This window comes from Siminovitchia terrae, assembly GCF_003605405.2.
In the GTDB taxonomy this organism is placed as follows: Bacteria; Bacillota; Bacilli; order Bacillales; family Bacillaceae_C; genus Siminovitchia; species Siminovitchia terrae.
Map to the genome: position 1 here is coordinate 1 of NZ_QYTW02000028.1, position 15,484 is coordinate 15,484.

Here is a 15,484-nt window from a genome sequence, read left to right on the forward strand (position 1 = left end):
ACTTAAGTATTGCTTTCTAGCGGAAATAATTTTCATACAAAATTTATCGAGTGAAGATCGATAAAATCTGGGCGCAAATACGCCAAGGCGCATTTGATCGGAGTGTGCTTACACTTGAACTTTTTAGAGTGTCATTCAACCTTTTCAGATGCCTAATTGCTGTAAATGTAAAGCGCAGTATGACCAAAAAGCTATTAGGAACAATCCATATTTAAGGCCTTTGTAGAAGTACTCGAATCCATTTAATGAAACCATTTACTTGAACCTTTTCATACATCTTGCGAAAATGAACATTATCCATTTTTTAGCGTATGATGTAAATGGCAGACTAAAAAAACCATTAATTTGTAACAGATTTTGCTTTAAATCCATGAAATATTTTGGTAAAGCGGTATAATGATGGTATAGGATGTCAAGGAGTGAAATATATGACCGCTTATATGATCATTGGCGGGGTTATTGTGAGTGTGGCCGCCCTTATTGGAACATTTCTTGTGGGAAGAGATGTTTCAAGGCAAATGAAACAATATGAAGAGGAAGGGGATACGATCGCAAACGAATTGGCGCGTTCCCATGATTACGAAAAGACGTCATTAAAATATAACATTAAAAGGCTGTCATGGATGTACGCGGCACTGATGCTCGTTGTGTTCATTGTTTCCATCGCAATAGCCTATTATGGTAAATAAAGTAAAAACGATGAACAATCACAAGAGTATCAAAGGGTTGGGGGGCTAACTTTTATTATTTAGCCCCAGATGCAAGACTTTCACTGAAAGCAGCGACTGCTTTCTCTTCCAACCGAGCAAAACTAGCTGCAAAGCACGAGATTAAAAACTACAAAGGTACTGAAAAGTAAAACTTAGATTTGCTTTATAAGTTAAGAACCGACAAGCAGCTGCTGTTTCCAAACCAACGGGGAACATGCAGACCGGATCCATTGTCGATTATCTTAAATCAATCAACGTAGATTCTTCATCTGCTAATCGGAAAAAGTTGGCGGCCAAACACGGCATCAAGAATTACACTGGTACAGAAACGCCAAACACGCAGCTGCTGAAGAAATTGCGTGGTTAAGAGTATGTTTTAATTAACGCATTAGGGTATCGATTGCCTAAGAGAGCGACCTATCCAATTATGGACGGGTCGCTTTTTTTATTTGTCCAGCCAATTATAAAGACAGGGTGTTTAACCAAAATTCAAATCTTTACCTACAATAACAAATAAACAAAACTTTATGTAAAATACTCTAGTTTTGCTTCGGGGAAATACCGTTGGATATATCCTCCTAATGTGTCTTTAATTTCTTCTTGTTCCTTGTCTGTATAAACATATTTGCCGATACCATATCTACCCCATTTCCATTTTCGTTTCGCTTCATTTAGTTCAAGTTTTGTCATTGGATAATTTTCTTGTATAACACGCTTTGCTGGTTTAGTAAAACGGTGTTGGATCATTTCAAATGTAAGATTTTTTCTTGCAAATGCAGGTAATGCAGATCTTAATTTTTCAAACATTTCATGATAGCCATTTTTCCAATCATCATGAATGTAAATAGGGGCCACGATGAACCCTAATGGGTAACCAGCTTCAGCAACCTTAACAGCTGCATTAATTCGTTCATTTAACCTTGAGGTTCCGGGTTCAAAATATTTAATAATGTAATCGTCGTTTATACTGAATCGAAAGCGAGTTCTTCCATTATGCTCTGCATTAAGAAGATGGTCTACATGTTCAAATTTAGTTACAAACCGAAGCTTACCATATTTTGATTTTCCGAAAAACTCAATTGCTTTTTTGAGCGTATGTGTTAAGTGGTCTATACCAACGATATCTGAAGTGACGCACAAGATGTAGCTAATATACAACAAGCTGCTGTTGTACAAAATCCAGACAAGCCAAATGAATTAGCACTGTTTATACATGAAACTTACTTCCCTCTTACAGATGAATTAGCTGTATTTAAGTCAGAAATGGAGGCGGAACAATTGTTTCATGAAGCATTTTCCCCATCGGAGGATGGAGACTATTATGGTTAAACCTTTTATTCCCAAGCTCATCTATGTCGAACCTCGTGCATTAGAATATCCACTTGGAAAAGAACTTATTGCCAAGTTTGAACATATGGGAATGGAAATAAGGGAAACAACCTCACATAACCAAATAAGGAACTTACCAGGGGAAAACCATTTTCAAAAATACCGTAATGCTAAATCTACGCTTGTGGTGGGGATTCGTAAAACATTAAAATTTGATACATCTAAGCCTTCAGCAAAATATGCGATCCCTTTTGCAACTGGCTGTATGGGGCATTGTCATTATTGTTATCTGCAAACAACGATGGGCAGCAAGCCATATATTCGTACTTATGTAAACGTGGATGAAATTTTTGATGCCGCTGAAGCATATATGAAAGAGCGCGCTCCAGAGTTAACTCGCTTTGAAGCTTCATGTGGGGATTACGAATTATAATATATACGATTTCCCCTGGAGTAAACGTTTGATTAGCATCCATTATTTCACCTGATTTCATTAATTTTCCCCTATTATTTCTCAAGTTCATTAGTTTATGTACGAACAATACCTTGTTCATCGAAAGGTTCTTTTTTTTCTCCGAATGTGGACATTAATCTCAAAGCCCACAGAATAGATTTTGATTCCATCGCCAGTGTTGAATTTACAGAATAGCACTTCACAAAGAGGGATTTAGAAATAAAACAAGCCCGGTTCCTAGACCGAGCTTGTTTACTTTTTAGCATCTACCCACGCATTATATTTAGTCAATTAGCCCCAAAAGCAGCACCAAATCCATGCTTTTTTATACATTATCCTGCAAAATCAGAAATATTACAGAAAACTGGTAAACATTGATACATCAACACTTTTGGAGATTTCGTACTGGTGTTTACGTCTAAATAATATTATGGTAAATAATCATTGTTTCAATGCTTGATTATTTATTTTATATTATTATAAAGGCTTTCATTCAATGAGGTCGATTAACTGGGAAGACCCGCGCTTTTTTCGGGAATGCAATCGCCTAAAAGAACAATATGATGCCTGAAAAAGGCGGTTAATGTGAAAAACTGTTACCAAAGCAGGACAGCAGTTATTCTCGAAAACGCTTGAATCGCGAAATGGATCATTATCGTCAAACGAAGTCCGAACTGGAACAGGCTCGTCATCAACTAATATTGTTCTAAGATTTCCATCGATATAATAAATAAACTATTAGAAAGGGGGAAGTGCCCAATGGAAAAATACATAATGGCTATAGATCAGGGGACAACAAGTACAAGGGCAATTCTTTTTAATAAAAATAGTGAAGTGGTCAATATTTCGCAAAGAGAATTTACGCAATATTTTCCGCATCCAGGCTGGGTCGAGCATGATGCAAATGAAATTTGGGGTTCGGTATTGGCTGTTATCGCTTCCTGTCTGACGGAAGCGAGAGTCAAACCCTCACAGGTTGCAGGAATAGGGATTACAAATCAGAGAGAAACAACCGTTGTATGGGACAAGGACACAGGACAACCGATTTATAATGCAATCGTATGGCAATCAAGACAAACCGAATCCATATGCAATGAACTGCGTGATCGACAGCTCGGAGACAAGTTCAGAGATAGGACGGGATTGTTAATCGATCCGTATTTTTCAGGAACGAAAGTAAAATGGATCCTCGATCATGTCGATGGGGCAAGAGAGAAAGCGCAAAACGGCCAATTGTTGTTTGGTACAATGGATACCTGGATTATTTGGATGCTTTCAGGTGGCAAGGCGCATGTAACGGATTATTCAAATGCATCTAGGACTTTAATGTTCAACATCCATACATTGGAGTGGGATAAGGAATTATTGGATATACTGGGAATTCCGGCTTCGATGCTGCCGGAAATCCGCCCTTCCTCTGAAATATACAGCAGGACAGTGCCGCAGCATTTTTTCCAGCAGGAAGTGCCGATTGCAGGGGCTGCTGGTGATCAACAGGCTGCGTTGTTTGGCCAGGCCTGTTTTGAAACGGGAATGGCGAAAAACACCTATGGAACAGGCTGCTTTATGTTAATGAATACAGGAGAAAAACCTGTAAAATCAAATAACGGCCTGTTGACGACTATAGCCTGGGGTTTGGAAGGAAAGGTGGAATATGCGCTTGAAGGCAGCATTTTTGTCGCAGGGTCTGCCATTCAATGGCTAAGGGACGGCTTAAGGATGATCGATGATTCTCCCTCGAGCGAAATGTATGCTATACAAGTGGACTCAACGGAGGGTGTGTATGTTGTCCCAGCATTTGTCGGCTTAGGGACCCCATATTGGGACAGTGAGGTACGCGGTGCGATTTTTGGACTGACACGAGGGACTTCCAAAGAACATTTTATCCGAGCGACCCTTGAGTCACTGGCATATCAGACAAAAGATGTATTGATGGCAATGGAGGCGGACTCTGGAATTGCCCTGAAAAAGCTGCGTGTTGACGGCGGTGCGGTAAAAAATAATTTCCTAATGCAATTTCAAAGTGATTTGCTGAGAGTGGCAGTTGAAAGGCCGCAAATCAATGAAACAACTGCTCTAGGTGCTGCCTATTTGGCTGGACTTGCCGTCGGCTATTGGAAAGATAAAGAAGAAATCGGAGTAAGGTGGTCTTTGGACCAGGAATTCCTGCCAAATATGCCTAATGAGGAAGCGGTAAAATTGTATAAAGGCTGGAAAACGGCAGTCAAAGCTGCCACAGAATTTAAACCGTCCTGATCTCCCTAAAAAGTGGGTGAATAACGAATGATTTTTTCTTCTTTGGCTAGACAACAAATTCTGAATGAAATGGCGTCCCGTGAATATGACCTTCTAATTATCGGTGGAGGCATCACGGGGGCTGGTATTGCGTTAGATGCTGCTTCCCGCGGCATACAAACGGCACTTGTGGAAATGAATGATTTTGCATCGGGTACATCCAGCCGTTCAACAAAATTAATCCACGGAGGGCTACGTTATTTAAAACAGGGCGAAATAAGAGAAGTGGCTGAACTAGGGAGAGAAAGAGCCATCGTATATAATAATGCACCGCATGTGACAACACCGATATGGATGCTCCTCCCTTTTCACAAAACCGGAACGTTCAGTAAATGGACAACTGCTTTGGGTCTAACACTCTATGATGCTTTGGCCAGCGTAAAAAAAGAAGAAAAAAAGAAAATGTTATCGCCCGCAGAAGCTGTAGAAAAAGAGCCACTATTAAACAAAGATCTGCTGGGAGCGGGTGAATATGTCGAATACCGCACAGATGACGCTCGCCTTACGATAGAAGTATTAAAAACAGCCGTCCAAAACGGAGCGGATATCGTAAATTATGTGAAAGCGGAATCGTTTATTTATCGTTCAGAGCAAAAAATAAACGGTGCCCATGTAAAAGATGTGCTGAGCCAAAAAACCTATAGCATCAGGGCAAAAATTGTTGTCAATGCTGCTGGCCCATGGGTGGACACTATGAGGTCAGCAGATTATGGTGGCAAAGACATCAAGAAACATTTGAAGCTTTCTAAGGGCGTTCATATCGTCTTTGACAAGCCCAAATTTCCTTTGCAACATGCTGTTTATTTTGATGCACCGGATGGTAGATTGATTTTTGCAATCCCCAGAGATGGAAAAACTTATGTGGGGACGACTGACACGTTTTACAACGGGGACCTGTCAATGGTTAAAGCGGATAAAGAAGATCGTGAATATTTGCTGACCTGCATTGATAACTATTTTCCGGATGTTCAATTAACGATGGCAGATATTGAATCAAGCTGGGCAGGAGTTCGTCCACTTATTTATGAAAAGGGGAAGGAGTCAACAAAGATTTCCAGAAAGGATGAAATCTGGGAATCTAAATCGGGCCTCATCACAATAGCTGGCGGTAAACTGACCGGTTACAGAAAAATGGCTGAAAGAGCAGTTTCGCTTGTTGTAAAAAGGCTACTTTTAGTGGGCAAAAGACCTTTTGGTGCATCCACAACAAAAAAGTGCGTCTTGTCAGGAGGGGCGGTTGGAGATGCCGAGCAATTTTTACAATTGATTAATAGTTATGCAAGGAAAGCGGTCACCTTTGGTTTAACAGAGCAGGAAATCCGCTACCTTGTTTCAAAATATGGTTCGAATGTTGACGTACTTTTAAATTGGTCGCTGGAAGCGCGCCCATCAGTAAACCGTCTCTTATATGCAGAGTTAATGTATGCGATTCATGATGAAATGACTGTATCTCCTGCCGATTTTTTTATCAGAAGGACGGGGGACCTATATTTTAATATCCAAAGGATCAATAGGTGTAAAAAAGAAGCGGTTCAATTAATGTCTGATATATTTAAATGGTCAACAGAACAAAAGAGGGCATATGAAGATGAGCTTGATTTGCAGGTAAGAAAAGCAATCGATTATAAGTAGCAGATATTTTAAATAAGATTGAGATTCTGTTAGAATGAATATAAGCATTCAAATGAAAGCAGTGAGACAATTGAATAGCAAAAAAAAGCTGATTGTTCTCGTAGGCCCTACGGCAGTTGGTAAAACAAAAACAAGCATTGAGATAGCAAAGGCTTTCAAAGGTGAAATCATCAGCGGTGATTCTATGCAAGTATACAAAGGCATGGACATTGGAACGGCAAAAATTCGCTCTGAAGAAATGGAAGGTATTCCCCATCATCTATTGGATATACGGGAGGCCGACGAGTCTTTTTCAGTCGCTGAGTTTCAATCCGTTGTCAGGCAGAAAATCAATGAGATAACTGCTCGAGGATCTGTCCCGCTCATTGTGGGGGGAACTGGGCTTTATGTACAATCGGTCCTTTATGACTATCGCTTTTCAGAAGTGGAAGGCGATCCTATATATAGGTCCGAATTGGAGAAAAGGGCTTCTGCAGGTGAAGGGCCGTATCTATACAAGGAATTGCAGGCTGTTGATCCATCCAGTGCCAAGGACATTCATCCGAATAATGTGAAAAGGGTTATCCGCGCTTTGGAAATCCATCATTTGACTGGGACAAGAAAGAGTGACCAGCCAAAAGCCCAAAATCACGAACTATTATATGATGCTGCATTAATCGGGTTAAGCATGGACCGGGAAGTCCTGTATAAACGCATCAATAAACGGGTAGATATGATGATGGAAGAGGGTCTTTTAGAAGAGGTGAGATATTTCTACGATAACGGCCTGCGTGATGCTCAATCTGTTCAGGCGATCGGGTATAAGGAATTATACGAATACTTTGCAGGCAACCTGACATTAGAGGCAGCAGTCGATTTGTTAAAGAAAAATACCCGGCGGTATGCCAAGCGGCAATTTACCTGGTTTCGCAATAAAATGGATGTCTCCTGGTTTGATATGACGGATGAAGGGGAACACTTGAACAAAATAAAACAAATTATTAATTTTATTGCAGGAAAGCTAGAATTAAAATCGAATACATAACTAATAGAGAAAAAGAGGAGGCCATAAGATTGAAACAACCTGTCAATATTCAAGATCAATTTTTAAATCAATTGCGCAAAGAAGGAATCCCTGTTACTGTTTTCCTCTTAAACGGTTTTCAGCTTCGCGGGCAGGTGAAGGGGTTCGACAACTTCACCGTATTATTCGAAACAGAAGGCAAACAGCAGTTAGTATTCAAACATGCGATTTCAACATTCTCCCCTCAGAGGAACGTTCAAATAAACTATGAGGAACAGTAAAATAAATAATCAAAGTAAAAAAAGCGCGCCAGAATGCATTTTGGTGCGCTTTTTTATTGGGGAAAAACTTAGCATATTCAAAAGACTAACACAACCGAACACAAAATGCATCTAGTGATGCGATTTGTGTTCGGTGTTTTTGTTTAAACGATGCAATATGTGTTCGATAGCGTCTAAAAAGTGTACACAAATGTTGTAAACGGTTCCATTGGTGCGTGGCACAGATTTTGCAATTGTATTGTAATGAAACGAATTACTGATCAGGAGGGCTATGAATGGGAGAACTGATTTTTACCTTTTGTTATGGCGGTGCATTGATTGCAGCAGGAATTCTCGTAAAAGTAATGACATCCAGGCAAGTAGCAGGGCATGTAAAAAGAGAAGAAGTAATGAGCAAAAGCAGGAAGCAAGGGAGTGTGATTTAAAATGGCTTTTTCAATCGGTATTTTAGTCTCTTTTATTATATTCATCGTCATTGGGATTGGTATTTCTAGAAAAGTATCGAGCGTTGAAGAGTACTATGTAAGCGGCAGGAACGCTGGTACGCTTTTAATTACAGGATCCCTTGTTGCTTCCTTTTTAAGTACTGTCGCTTTCATGGGGGAGGTTGGATTCTCTTATGACGGTTATCCGATTTTATTATTGATTTTAACTATTTTTAATGCAAGCGGGTATGTTTTTGGAGTGCTATTTTTCGGTAAATATTTACGTCGGAGCAAAGCGCTTACACTACCTGAATACTTTGGAAAAAGATATAATTCTTCAAAAGTAAGAACATTGACAGCTGCAACGACCATTATTGGCGTTTCTGCCTATTTGATTGCCGTTACCCAAGGAGGAGCAGTATTATTGGCGGAAATCCTCGGAGTGAAATATGGTGTTGCACTCATATTAATGTGGATTGTATACACCTCTTTTACCACTTTGTCAGGAGCGAAAGGAGTTTTAGTAACTGATACGTTTATGTTCCTGCTCTTTTCAATTGCAACATTCATTTCAATTCCGCTTATCATTAAAGCTGTTGGCGGCTGGCCAGGGGCGATGATGGATGGCGCTTCATTGGCTGCAAGGCCAGACTTGTTAAGCTGGCATGGCATCACAGGAGAAGGAGCCTATATGGGGACGCCTGGAGAAGCACTTGCCTGGGCAATTATTATGGGGCTTGTTTGGGGATTTGTGATAGCTGTTTCTCCATGGCAGACAAGTCGTTATCTGATGGCTAAAAATGAGCATGTTGCCATCCGTTCAGGCGTAATTGCAATGATTTCATTAATTACACTTTATTTGTTCTTGCAAATCGGTACATCACTAGTTTCTGTAGTTAATCCAGATATAGTTCCATCGGAAAAAGTGTTCATTTGGGCCGCGCAAAACCTGCTGCCTACAGGTGTTGGGGTTGTAGCTGTAAGCGGAATATTAGCTGCTGCGATTTCTTCCTGTTCCACTTTCCTTCAATTAATCGGAAACAGTGTGACACGTGACCTTCTTCCAAAAGCACAGGAGGGACAATTGCCCAATAAGCAAGCATTAAAGTTGAGCCGCATATCGATGTTCGGTGTAAGCGTCATTATCTTGCTGATTACATTCTGGCAGCCGCCATCTGTCATGTGGATTGGCTATTTTGCAGCAACACTATTTGCTGCATCATGGGGTCCAGCAGCCTTTTTCAGCATTTATTCAAAAAAGGTAACAAAAACAGCGGCGTTTTGGAGCATTATTTTTGGATTTATTGGTGTTGTTGGTGGTGAGGTGTTCAAATTGTTGGGAGTAACACTTCCAATTTATCTTCATCCGGCTATTATTGGATTTTCGCTGAGTACGATCACAATTATTGTTGTCTCCCAATTTACAGCAGTTACCAAAGAGGAACGCACTTTTCAGGCTCATTTAAGGAAAATCCCTGTCGAAGAATTGGACAGCAAAGAACAAAAGCTGACGGGAAGATATCCTTATCTTCTTATGGCGAGCGGTATCTTGATCATACTGATTACATTCATCTTTTATTATCTTCCAATTTCAAAGATTGCACTTTAAGGAGGGTTTTACATTGACGGTATGTTATGTACCCCTTTTGAATGGAAAACAAATTAAATCATCAGCATCAGGCCTTCTGGAACAGGCCAAGAAGCTGAATGACAAAGTGATTGCGTTAATCGTCCATAGTGGGATAAATGAAGTCAATCTCCAGTTGGATTGTGATGAAATTCATCTCATAGAACTGTCGGAAGAAATGTGGCCAATAGCATCTAATCATATTGCGGCATTTGAAAAATTTCAAAAAGACCGTACGGAGGAAGCCGTTTTATTTAGCGCTTCTCCTCTGGCCAATGAGATAGCGGCCGGACTGGGATTCAAATTGAACCGTCCGATTGTTAATCAAGTGATGGAAGCTGCTCGTAAGGACCAGTATTTGTCTATCAAGAAAGAAATCTATGGAGGAAAAGCTTGTTTATATGAAGAAACTGCACTTGGCAGCATCATCACATATGATCCAGTATTCCTGCCGCATATGAAAAATAGTGTGAACAGGAAAATTCCGAATTTCCATCCGATTATGAATATAATGCCGAGCAAAAATATCAAGTTTGTCGAAAGTAAGAAATTGAGCTGGGAAGAGATCGGTTTGACAGAGGCTACATGTGTGATTGGAGTGGGAAGGGGAGTATACAGCGCTGGTGGCGGCAGTCAGTTAAAGCAGATCGAAGAACTGGCAAAAATATTAAATGCCCCCATTGGGGGAAGCAAAGTGGCCGATGAACTGAAGCTCATCCCGAGAGAAAGACGCATTGGGTCAAGCGGCGTCTCTTTGGATCAGGCAGATATTTACATAGCTATTGGAATATCGGGTTCGTCACAGCATTTGGATGGAATTAAAAATGTCAAACATGTTCTGGCCATCAACAATGATGCAGCGGCCCCCATTTTCAAACGCTCCGATCTTGGAATCGTGAGTGATTTTGAAACAGCGATTCCTCTCTTGGTCGACATTATAAAGGACAAAAGTGGAGTGAAGTACAGTGAGAATACTAGTTATCGTGAGGCAAGTGTATGAGCAGAAATCTATTCACTGGGATTATGAAAATAATGAATTTAGGAACAGGAAGGCCACAATCAATCAGGCAGACTTGAGTGCTCTGCAATGGGCTAGCGACTATTCAAAAGAACACAATGCTTCTATTGATGTATACATTTTGGCAGAGGAAGAGTGCAATGAAACTTTAAAAGGCAAATTGGAAAAATTTCCGTTGGAAACATGTACCCATTTTCCAACAAGCGGAAATGAGCAGGAGGACGCCCGCTATCTTGCAACCTTTATCGACCAAAGCATGTATGACTTGGTTCTCTGCGGTGATGAAACCGAAGATGAACACAATTCATGTTTGCTTCCGCTGTTGGGATATTCTCTTGGCATGGATGTTTTGACCTCTGTACACCAAATTAAAGTGAAGGGGTCACAACGACTGCTTGCTCACCGTAAAGAGGAAAGAGGCGCGACGCAAATATTCAATATCAAACTTCCAGCTGCCTTGTCTCTTAAAACGCAAATCAGTAGGTTGAGATACAGTAGAAAACCAAAATATGAAATAAATATTGTTAAAGAGGAACGAGTTGAAGAAACAATCAGATCGAATAGAAGGATTGGCGCGCCTGAACCCATTATTACTCTCGGACATGTGCCTACGGATGAGAACCCTTTGAATCGTTTAATACATGTAATGGGATTTTCAAAAAACAGTGATGCCGGTTTGTCGCAGCAAACAAAGGCATTAACAGAGGAGCATCTTCATTTCACAGCAGAGCGACTGATGAAATGGCTAAAGGAGTAGGACGAAATGGAAATAAGAAGAGATACCTTTTGGAATATTTCATCAGATATGCAAATTTGGTTTTATATCCTTGCTGGTGTCGCAAGTGTCATTTTTTTCTACGGATTTTATCGTAGATACAGACTTTGGAATAGAGGGCGGAAAGAAAAGATTCAGTGGAAAAATATAAAAGAGAACTTTGGGTATTTTTCACATCTTGTCATCAGGCAAACAAAATTAAAAAAAGACAAAGTAGCCGGAGCGATGCATAAAATGATCGCCTACGGTTTTACGGCTCTATTTATCGGTACAGTCCTTGTTTTTATCGACGAAGACTTCAGAATTCCCATTTTGCAAGGGAAGTTTTATTTGATCTATGAACTGGTTCTGGATATTTTCGGCCTGGTATTCATGGTGGGGATTGTTGCTTTGCTTTTCATTAGGGGAGGAAAGTTCAGAAAGAGAATGCTGCAAAGTAAAATGGATTACCTGTTCCTCATTTTATTCATTTTGATTGGAATCGGCGGCTATATAGCGGAAGGAATCCGCTTGAGTGAGACGAATATCCATTACGCTCATTGGTCACCTGTTGGATATGTATTAAGCCATCTATTTTCAGGGAGCCGGTTGTTTAATGGAGATACGTATTTGTTCTGGTGGCTTTCTCATAGTTTATTTGCATTTGTTTTAATTGCCATTATTCCCTTTACAAAACTGCTGCATGTGATTACGGCGCCGTTGAATATTTTGATTTCACCTGTAAAGCGGACAGGTGATTTTGATGCGGTAGTGCTAATGAAGGATGATCAAAAGGACCGGATCGATGTTAGACATATTTATGATTTTACAAACTTGCAGCTTTTAAGCATAGATGCCTGTACGGAGTGCGGCAGGTGCGATCATGTATGTCCGGCCAAATTAAGCGGAAAGGATTTGGCACCAAGAAACATCATTATGAAAATTCGTGATAACATGCTTGAAAATAAGGTGATTTCCTCATTTATCTCAACAGAGGAATTAAAGCAATGCACAAACTGCAGCGCTTGTGTCGAAGCCTGTCCGGTATCGATTAATCACGTTGATTTGATACTTGCCATGCGCAGAGGAGCTTTGCCGGAAGAATTGTTAAACCCGCATGCGGAAGAGGCGCTTGTACATTTAGAACATGATGAAAATATCTGGGGATCCCCATGGTCTGAAAGGGAAGATTGGACGAAGGGTCTTAATATTCCAGTCTTAAGAAATGCTGAAAAAACATCAAGGGAGGCATAACAACATGGAAGTTTTATTTTGGGTAGGGTGTGCAGCTGCTTACGACTCGCGGCTCAAAAGAATTGCTGCCGCATTTGCAGATATTATGAATAAAGCAGGAGTCAGCTTCGCTATTTTGGGTAACGAAGAACGATGTACCGGAGATATTGCCAGAAGAATGGGCGATGAAGACCTGTATGAAAATCTCGCAAGAACAAATATAGAAACATTGAATAGACAAGGTGTGACATCCATCGTCACTACCTGTCCTCACTGTTTCAATATGTTCAAAAATGAATATCCAAAGCTGGGCGGAATCTTTGAAGTCGAACATTATACTACATTCATTTATAAGCTTATTGACACCGGAAGATTAAAAGTTCCTAAAATCGAAAAGAAAGAAATCATTACTTATCATGATCCGTGCTACCTCGGAAGACAAAACGGTATTTTTGAAGAGCCGAGAAGTATTCTAGAAATTCTTGGATATGAAATAAAAGAAATGGAACATACGAAAGAAAAGTCTTTTTGCTGCGGAGCAGGCGGCGGAATGATGTTCCAAGATGTGAACAAGGGTGAAAGAATTAATAATATCAGAGCAAAGGAAGCTGTATCGACTGGGGCATCGACGACTGCAACAGGCTGCCCGTTTTGCCTCGTCATGATGGAAGAAGCGATTGGCGCCATCAATCAAAAGGATGGGACAAATTATTTTACACGTGATATTGCGGAAATCGTTAATGAGTTAACAGAAGGGAGATAGCGTGAAATGTCGACGTTCAAATATTTGTTTACCCCCCAGAAAATAGGTGCCACCACGGTAAAAAACCGCATTTTCAGTACAGGGCATATGACAACATATGTAGAAAATGGACTGCCGACAAAGCAGTTAATTGCTTATCACCGGGAGCGCGCAAAAGGCGGTGCAGGGCTTGTGATCGTTGAGGCGAATGCGGTACACCCGTCCGCAGCTTTTACTTCAAATACTCTGAGTGCGTACACAGACGAAATTATTCCTCATTACAGAAGTATGGGAGAAGCAGTACATGAATTCGGCTGCAAGATGTTCGTCCAACTGTTCCATCCGGGCAGAGAGGTGTTCCCTTCCGGCACTTCCGTGGCAGTAGCACCCTCGATGGTTCCGACTGACCGTTTCGGGGTAATGCCGAAAGCTTTGGAAAAAGATGAAATCAAAGATATTGTCAAGGGTTATGCGGAAACAGCACTTCGTGTTAAAAAGGGAGGGCTTGATGGAGCCGAAATTGTTGCTTCTCACGGCTATTTAGCAAGTCAATTTTGGTCTCCTCGATTAAACCTGAGGGATGATGAGTATGGAGGATCGTTTGAGAATCGCCTTCGCTTCCTAACTGAAGTGATTGATGCAATTCGGAAGAAAGTAGGACCTGATTTTACTGTAGGACTTCGTCTGAGTGTGGATGATTTCGAAAGAGAAGGATCGACCTTCGATGAAGTTGTAGATATTCTAAAATATATTGACAATGATATCGGCGGGTTGGATTATTTCAATTTAATAGGCGGAAGCTCGGCTACTCTTGCAAGCTCTGTATTCATCGTTCCTCCTGCAACGATTCCTCCTGCACACTTTGCCCCTCATGCGGCAAAAATACGTGAGGCTGTTTCCATACCTGTTATGGTTGGTTCGAGAATCAATGATCCGGTGATTGGAGAAAAAATATTGGCAAGCGGTCAGGCGGATATGGTAGCGATGACAAGAGCCATGATTTGTGATCCACATATGCCGAATAAGGCTTTGCGTGAGGAGTTTGATCGGATCCGCGTTTGTATCGGGTGTAATCAGGCATGTATCGGCCATATGCATGACAACATCCCAATCAGTTGCCTGCAGAATCCTGTCACAGGGCGTGAAATTCAGTACTCGGTAATAGCTAAAGCAGATCAGAGGAAAAAAATAGTTGTGGTAGGTGGTGGTCCTGCTGGAATGAAAGCAGCTGTCATCGCGGCTGAGAGAGGGCATCATGTCTCCTTATACGAAAAGAGCGGTGAATTGGGAGGCCAAGTAAAGCTTGCCAGAAAAATTCCAACTAGAGAGGAGTTTGGCGAACTGGTACCTAATCTGAAACGAGAACTTGACTATTATCGGGTGAATGTGGTATTGAATAAAGAAGTGACTAGCGAACTTTTACAAGAGGAACAGCCTGATGAAATTATCTTAGCTGTAGGTGGAAAACCATTCTACCCGAATGCGGAAGGTCTAGAATCTTCGCATGTGCTCAATACATGGGAAGTTTTGGAAGGTACGGACCAAATCAGCCGAAAAGTTGTCATTGCTGACTGGAAAGGTGATATGCCTGGCATTGGTGTTGCCCTTTATCTGGCTGAAAAAGGGCACGAAGTCGAGTTGGTCACAAACTCAGTCCATGCAGGTTTTTCCTTGCAGCAGTATGTTAGAGATATGCTTCTTGGACGTTTGGCAATGAAAGGTGTAATGGTAACTCCTCAACATAAGCTTTTGAAAGCCGAACCGGGCAAGGCCATTTTCGAAAACATATATACGGCGCAAAAACTTGAGAGGGAAGCCGATACGCTGGTCCTTGCGTATGGACATATCCAGGAAGCAGACTTATACAACGATTTGAAAGAAAAATTTACAAATGTGAAAAGAATTGGCGATTGCATGGTTCCCCGCACAGTGGAAGAAGCGATACTGGAAGGGTTTGAATATGCGGCAAGCCTATAGAGGT

Annotated in this window: 14 protein-coding genes and 2 pseudogenes; 15 read left to right on the forward strand and 1 reads right to left on the reverse strand. The window is 41.0% G+C overall.

What is annotated here, in order from left to right; genetic code table 11:
- Positions 1–50 precede the first annotated feature (50 nt).
- Together D5F11_RS26845 and D5F11_RS20575 are read left to right on the forward strand one after the other, a co-directional pair.
- Positions 51–215 carry a hypothetical protein gene (locus tag D5F11_RS26845; protein WP_185830823.1) on the forward strand — a complete coding sequence of 55 codons (165 nt, stop codon included), beginning with the start codon at positions 51–53 and terminating at the stop codon, positions 213–215.
- Positions 216–428: 213 nt separating this feature from the next.
- On the forward strand, positions 429–689 hold the full coding sequence (locus D5F11_RS20575; RefSeq protein WP_120119230.1) for a hypothetical protein: 261 nt from the start codon (positions 429–431) through the stop codon (positions 687–689).
- A gap of 546 nt (positions 690–1,235) precedes the next feature.
- Here D5F11_RS20575 and D5F11_RS20585 read toward each other — a convergent pair.
- Positions 1,236–1,841, reverse strand: a pseudogene (locus tag D5F11_RS20585) (spore photoproduct lyase family protein); the annotation flags it as partial.
- Between the two features lie 21 nt (positions 1,842–1,862).
- On the opposite strand from D5F11_RS20585, the gene D5F11_RS20590 reads away from it, so the two are divergent.
- The 13 genes and pseudogenes from D5F11_RS20590 to D5F11_RS20645 all read left to right on the forward strand — a co-directional run bounded on the left by D5F11_RS20590 (position 1,863) and on the right by D5F11_RS20645 (position 15,480).
- Complete coding sequence (locus D5F11_RS20590) at positions 1,863–2,039, forward strand: transcriptional regulator SplA domain-containing protein (protein WP_120119232.1); 177 nt, start codon at positions 1,863–1,865, stop codon at positions 2,037–2,039.
- Positions 2,032–2,454, forward strand: a pseudogene (locus D5F11_RS20595) (spore photoproduct lyase family protein); the annotation flags it as partial. The gene D5F11_RS20590 and the pseudogene D5F11_RS20595, both read left to right, overlap by 8 nt.
- 798 nt (positions 2,455–3,252) lie before the next feature.
- Positions 3,253–4,749 carry a glycerol kinase GlpK gene (gene glpK, locus D5F11_RS20600; protein ID WP_120119229.1) on the forward strand — a complete coding sequence of 499 codons (1,497 nt, stop codon included), beginning with the start codon at positions 3,253–3,255 and terminating at the stop codon, positions 4,747–4,749.
- Between the two features lie 27 nt (positions 4,750–4,776).
- A complete protein-coding gene (locus D5F11_RS20605) occupies positions 4,777–6,420 on the forward strand; it encodes a glycerol-3-phosphate dehydrogenase/oxidase (RefSeq protein ID WP_120119228.1) in 1,644 nt (547 codons plus the stop codon).
- 52 nt (positions 6,421–6,472) lie between these two features.
- The gene (gene miaA, locus D5F11_RS20610) at positions 6,473–7,444 is read left to right on the forward strand and encodes a tRNA (adenosine(37)-N6)-dimethylallyltransferase MiaA (protein WP_120119231.1); all 972 of its coding nucleotides are present in this window, start codon (positions 6,473–6,475) and stop codon (positions 7,442–7,444) included.
- A gap of 29 nt (positions 7,445–7,473) precedes the next feature.
- Positions 7,474–7,704: an RNA chaperone Hfq gene (gene hfq / locus D5F11_RS20615; RefSeq protein WP_018705022.1), complete on the forward strand. Its 231-nt coding sequence runs from the start codon at positions 7,474–7,476 to the stop codon at positions 7,702–7,704.
- A gap of 275 nt (positions 7,705–7,979) precedes the next feature.
- A complete protein-coding gene (locus D5F11_RS26850) occupies positions 7,980–8,129 on the forward strand; it encodes a hypothetical protein (RefSeq protein WP_185830824.1) in 150 nt (49 codons plus the stop codon).
- 1 nt (position 8,130) lies between these two features.
- Positions 8,131–9,738 (forward strand): sodium:solute symporter family protein, encoded by a 1,608-nt coding sequence (locus D5F11_RS20620; protein ID WP_120119227.1) that lies wholly within the window; start codon positions 8,131–8,133, stop codon positions 9,736–9,738.
- A 13-nt stretch (positions 9,739–9,751) separates the two neighbouring features.
- Positions 9,752–10,756, forward strand: a complete 1,005-nt coding sequence (locus tag D5F11_RS20625) for an electron transfer flavoprotein subunit alpha/FixB family protein (protein WP_126646647.1) — start codon at positions 9,752–9,754, stop codon at positions 10,754–10,756.
- Complete coding sequence (locus D5F11_RS20630; protein ID WP_120119225.1) at positions 10,722–11,531, forward strand: adenine nucleotide alpha hydrolase family protein; 810 nt, start codon at positions 10,722–10,724, stop codon at positions 11,529–11,531. Before D5F11_RS20625 ends, D5F11_RS20630 begins: the two co-directional genes overlap by 35 nt.
- Positions 11,532–11,537: 6 nt before the next feature.
- Entirely contained in the window at positions 11,538–12,782 is a 1,245-nt protein-coding gene (locus D5F11_RS20635; RefSeq protein WP_120119224.1) for a 4Fe-4S dicluster domain-containing protein, read from the forward strand.
- 4 nt (positions 12,783–12,786) lie between these two features.
- Positions 12,787–13,524 (forward strand): (Fe-S)-binding protein, encoded by a 738-nt coding sequence (locus D5F11_RS20640; protein ID WP_120119223.1) that lies wholly within the window; start codon positions 12,787–12,789, stop codon positions 13,522–13,524.
- Positions 13,525–13,530: 6 nt separating this feature from the next.
- Positions 13,531–15,480 carry an oxidoreductase gene (locus D5F11_RS20645; protein WP_120119222.1) on the forward strand — a complete coding sequence of 650 codons (1,950 nt, stop codon included), beginning with the start codon at positions 13,531–13,533 and terminating at the stop codon, positions 15,478–15,480.
- Positions 15,481–15,484: the final 4 nt, after the last annotated feature.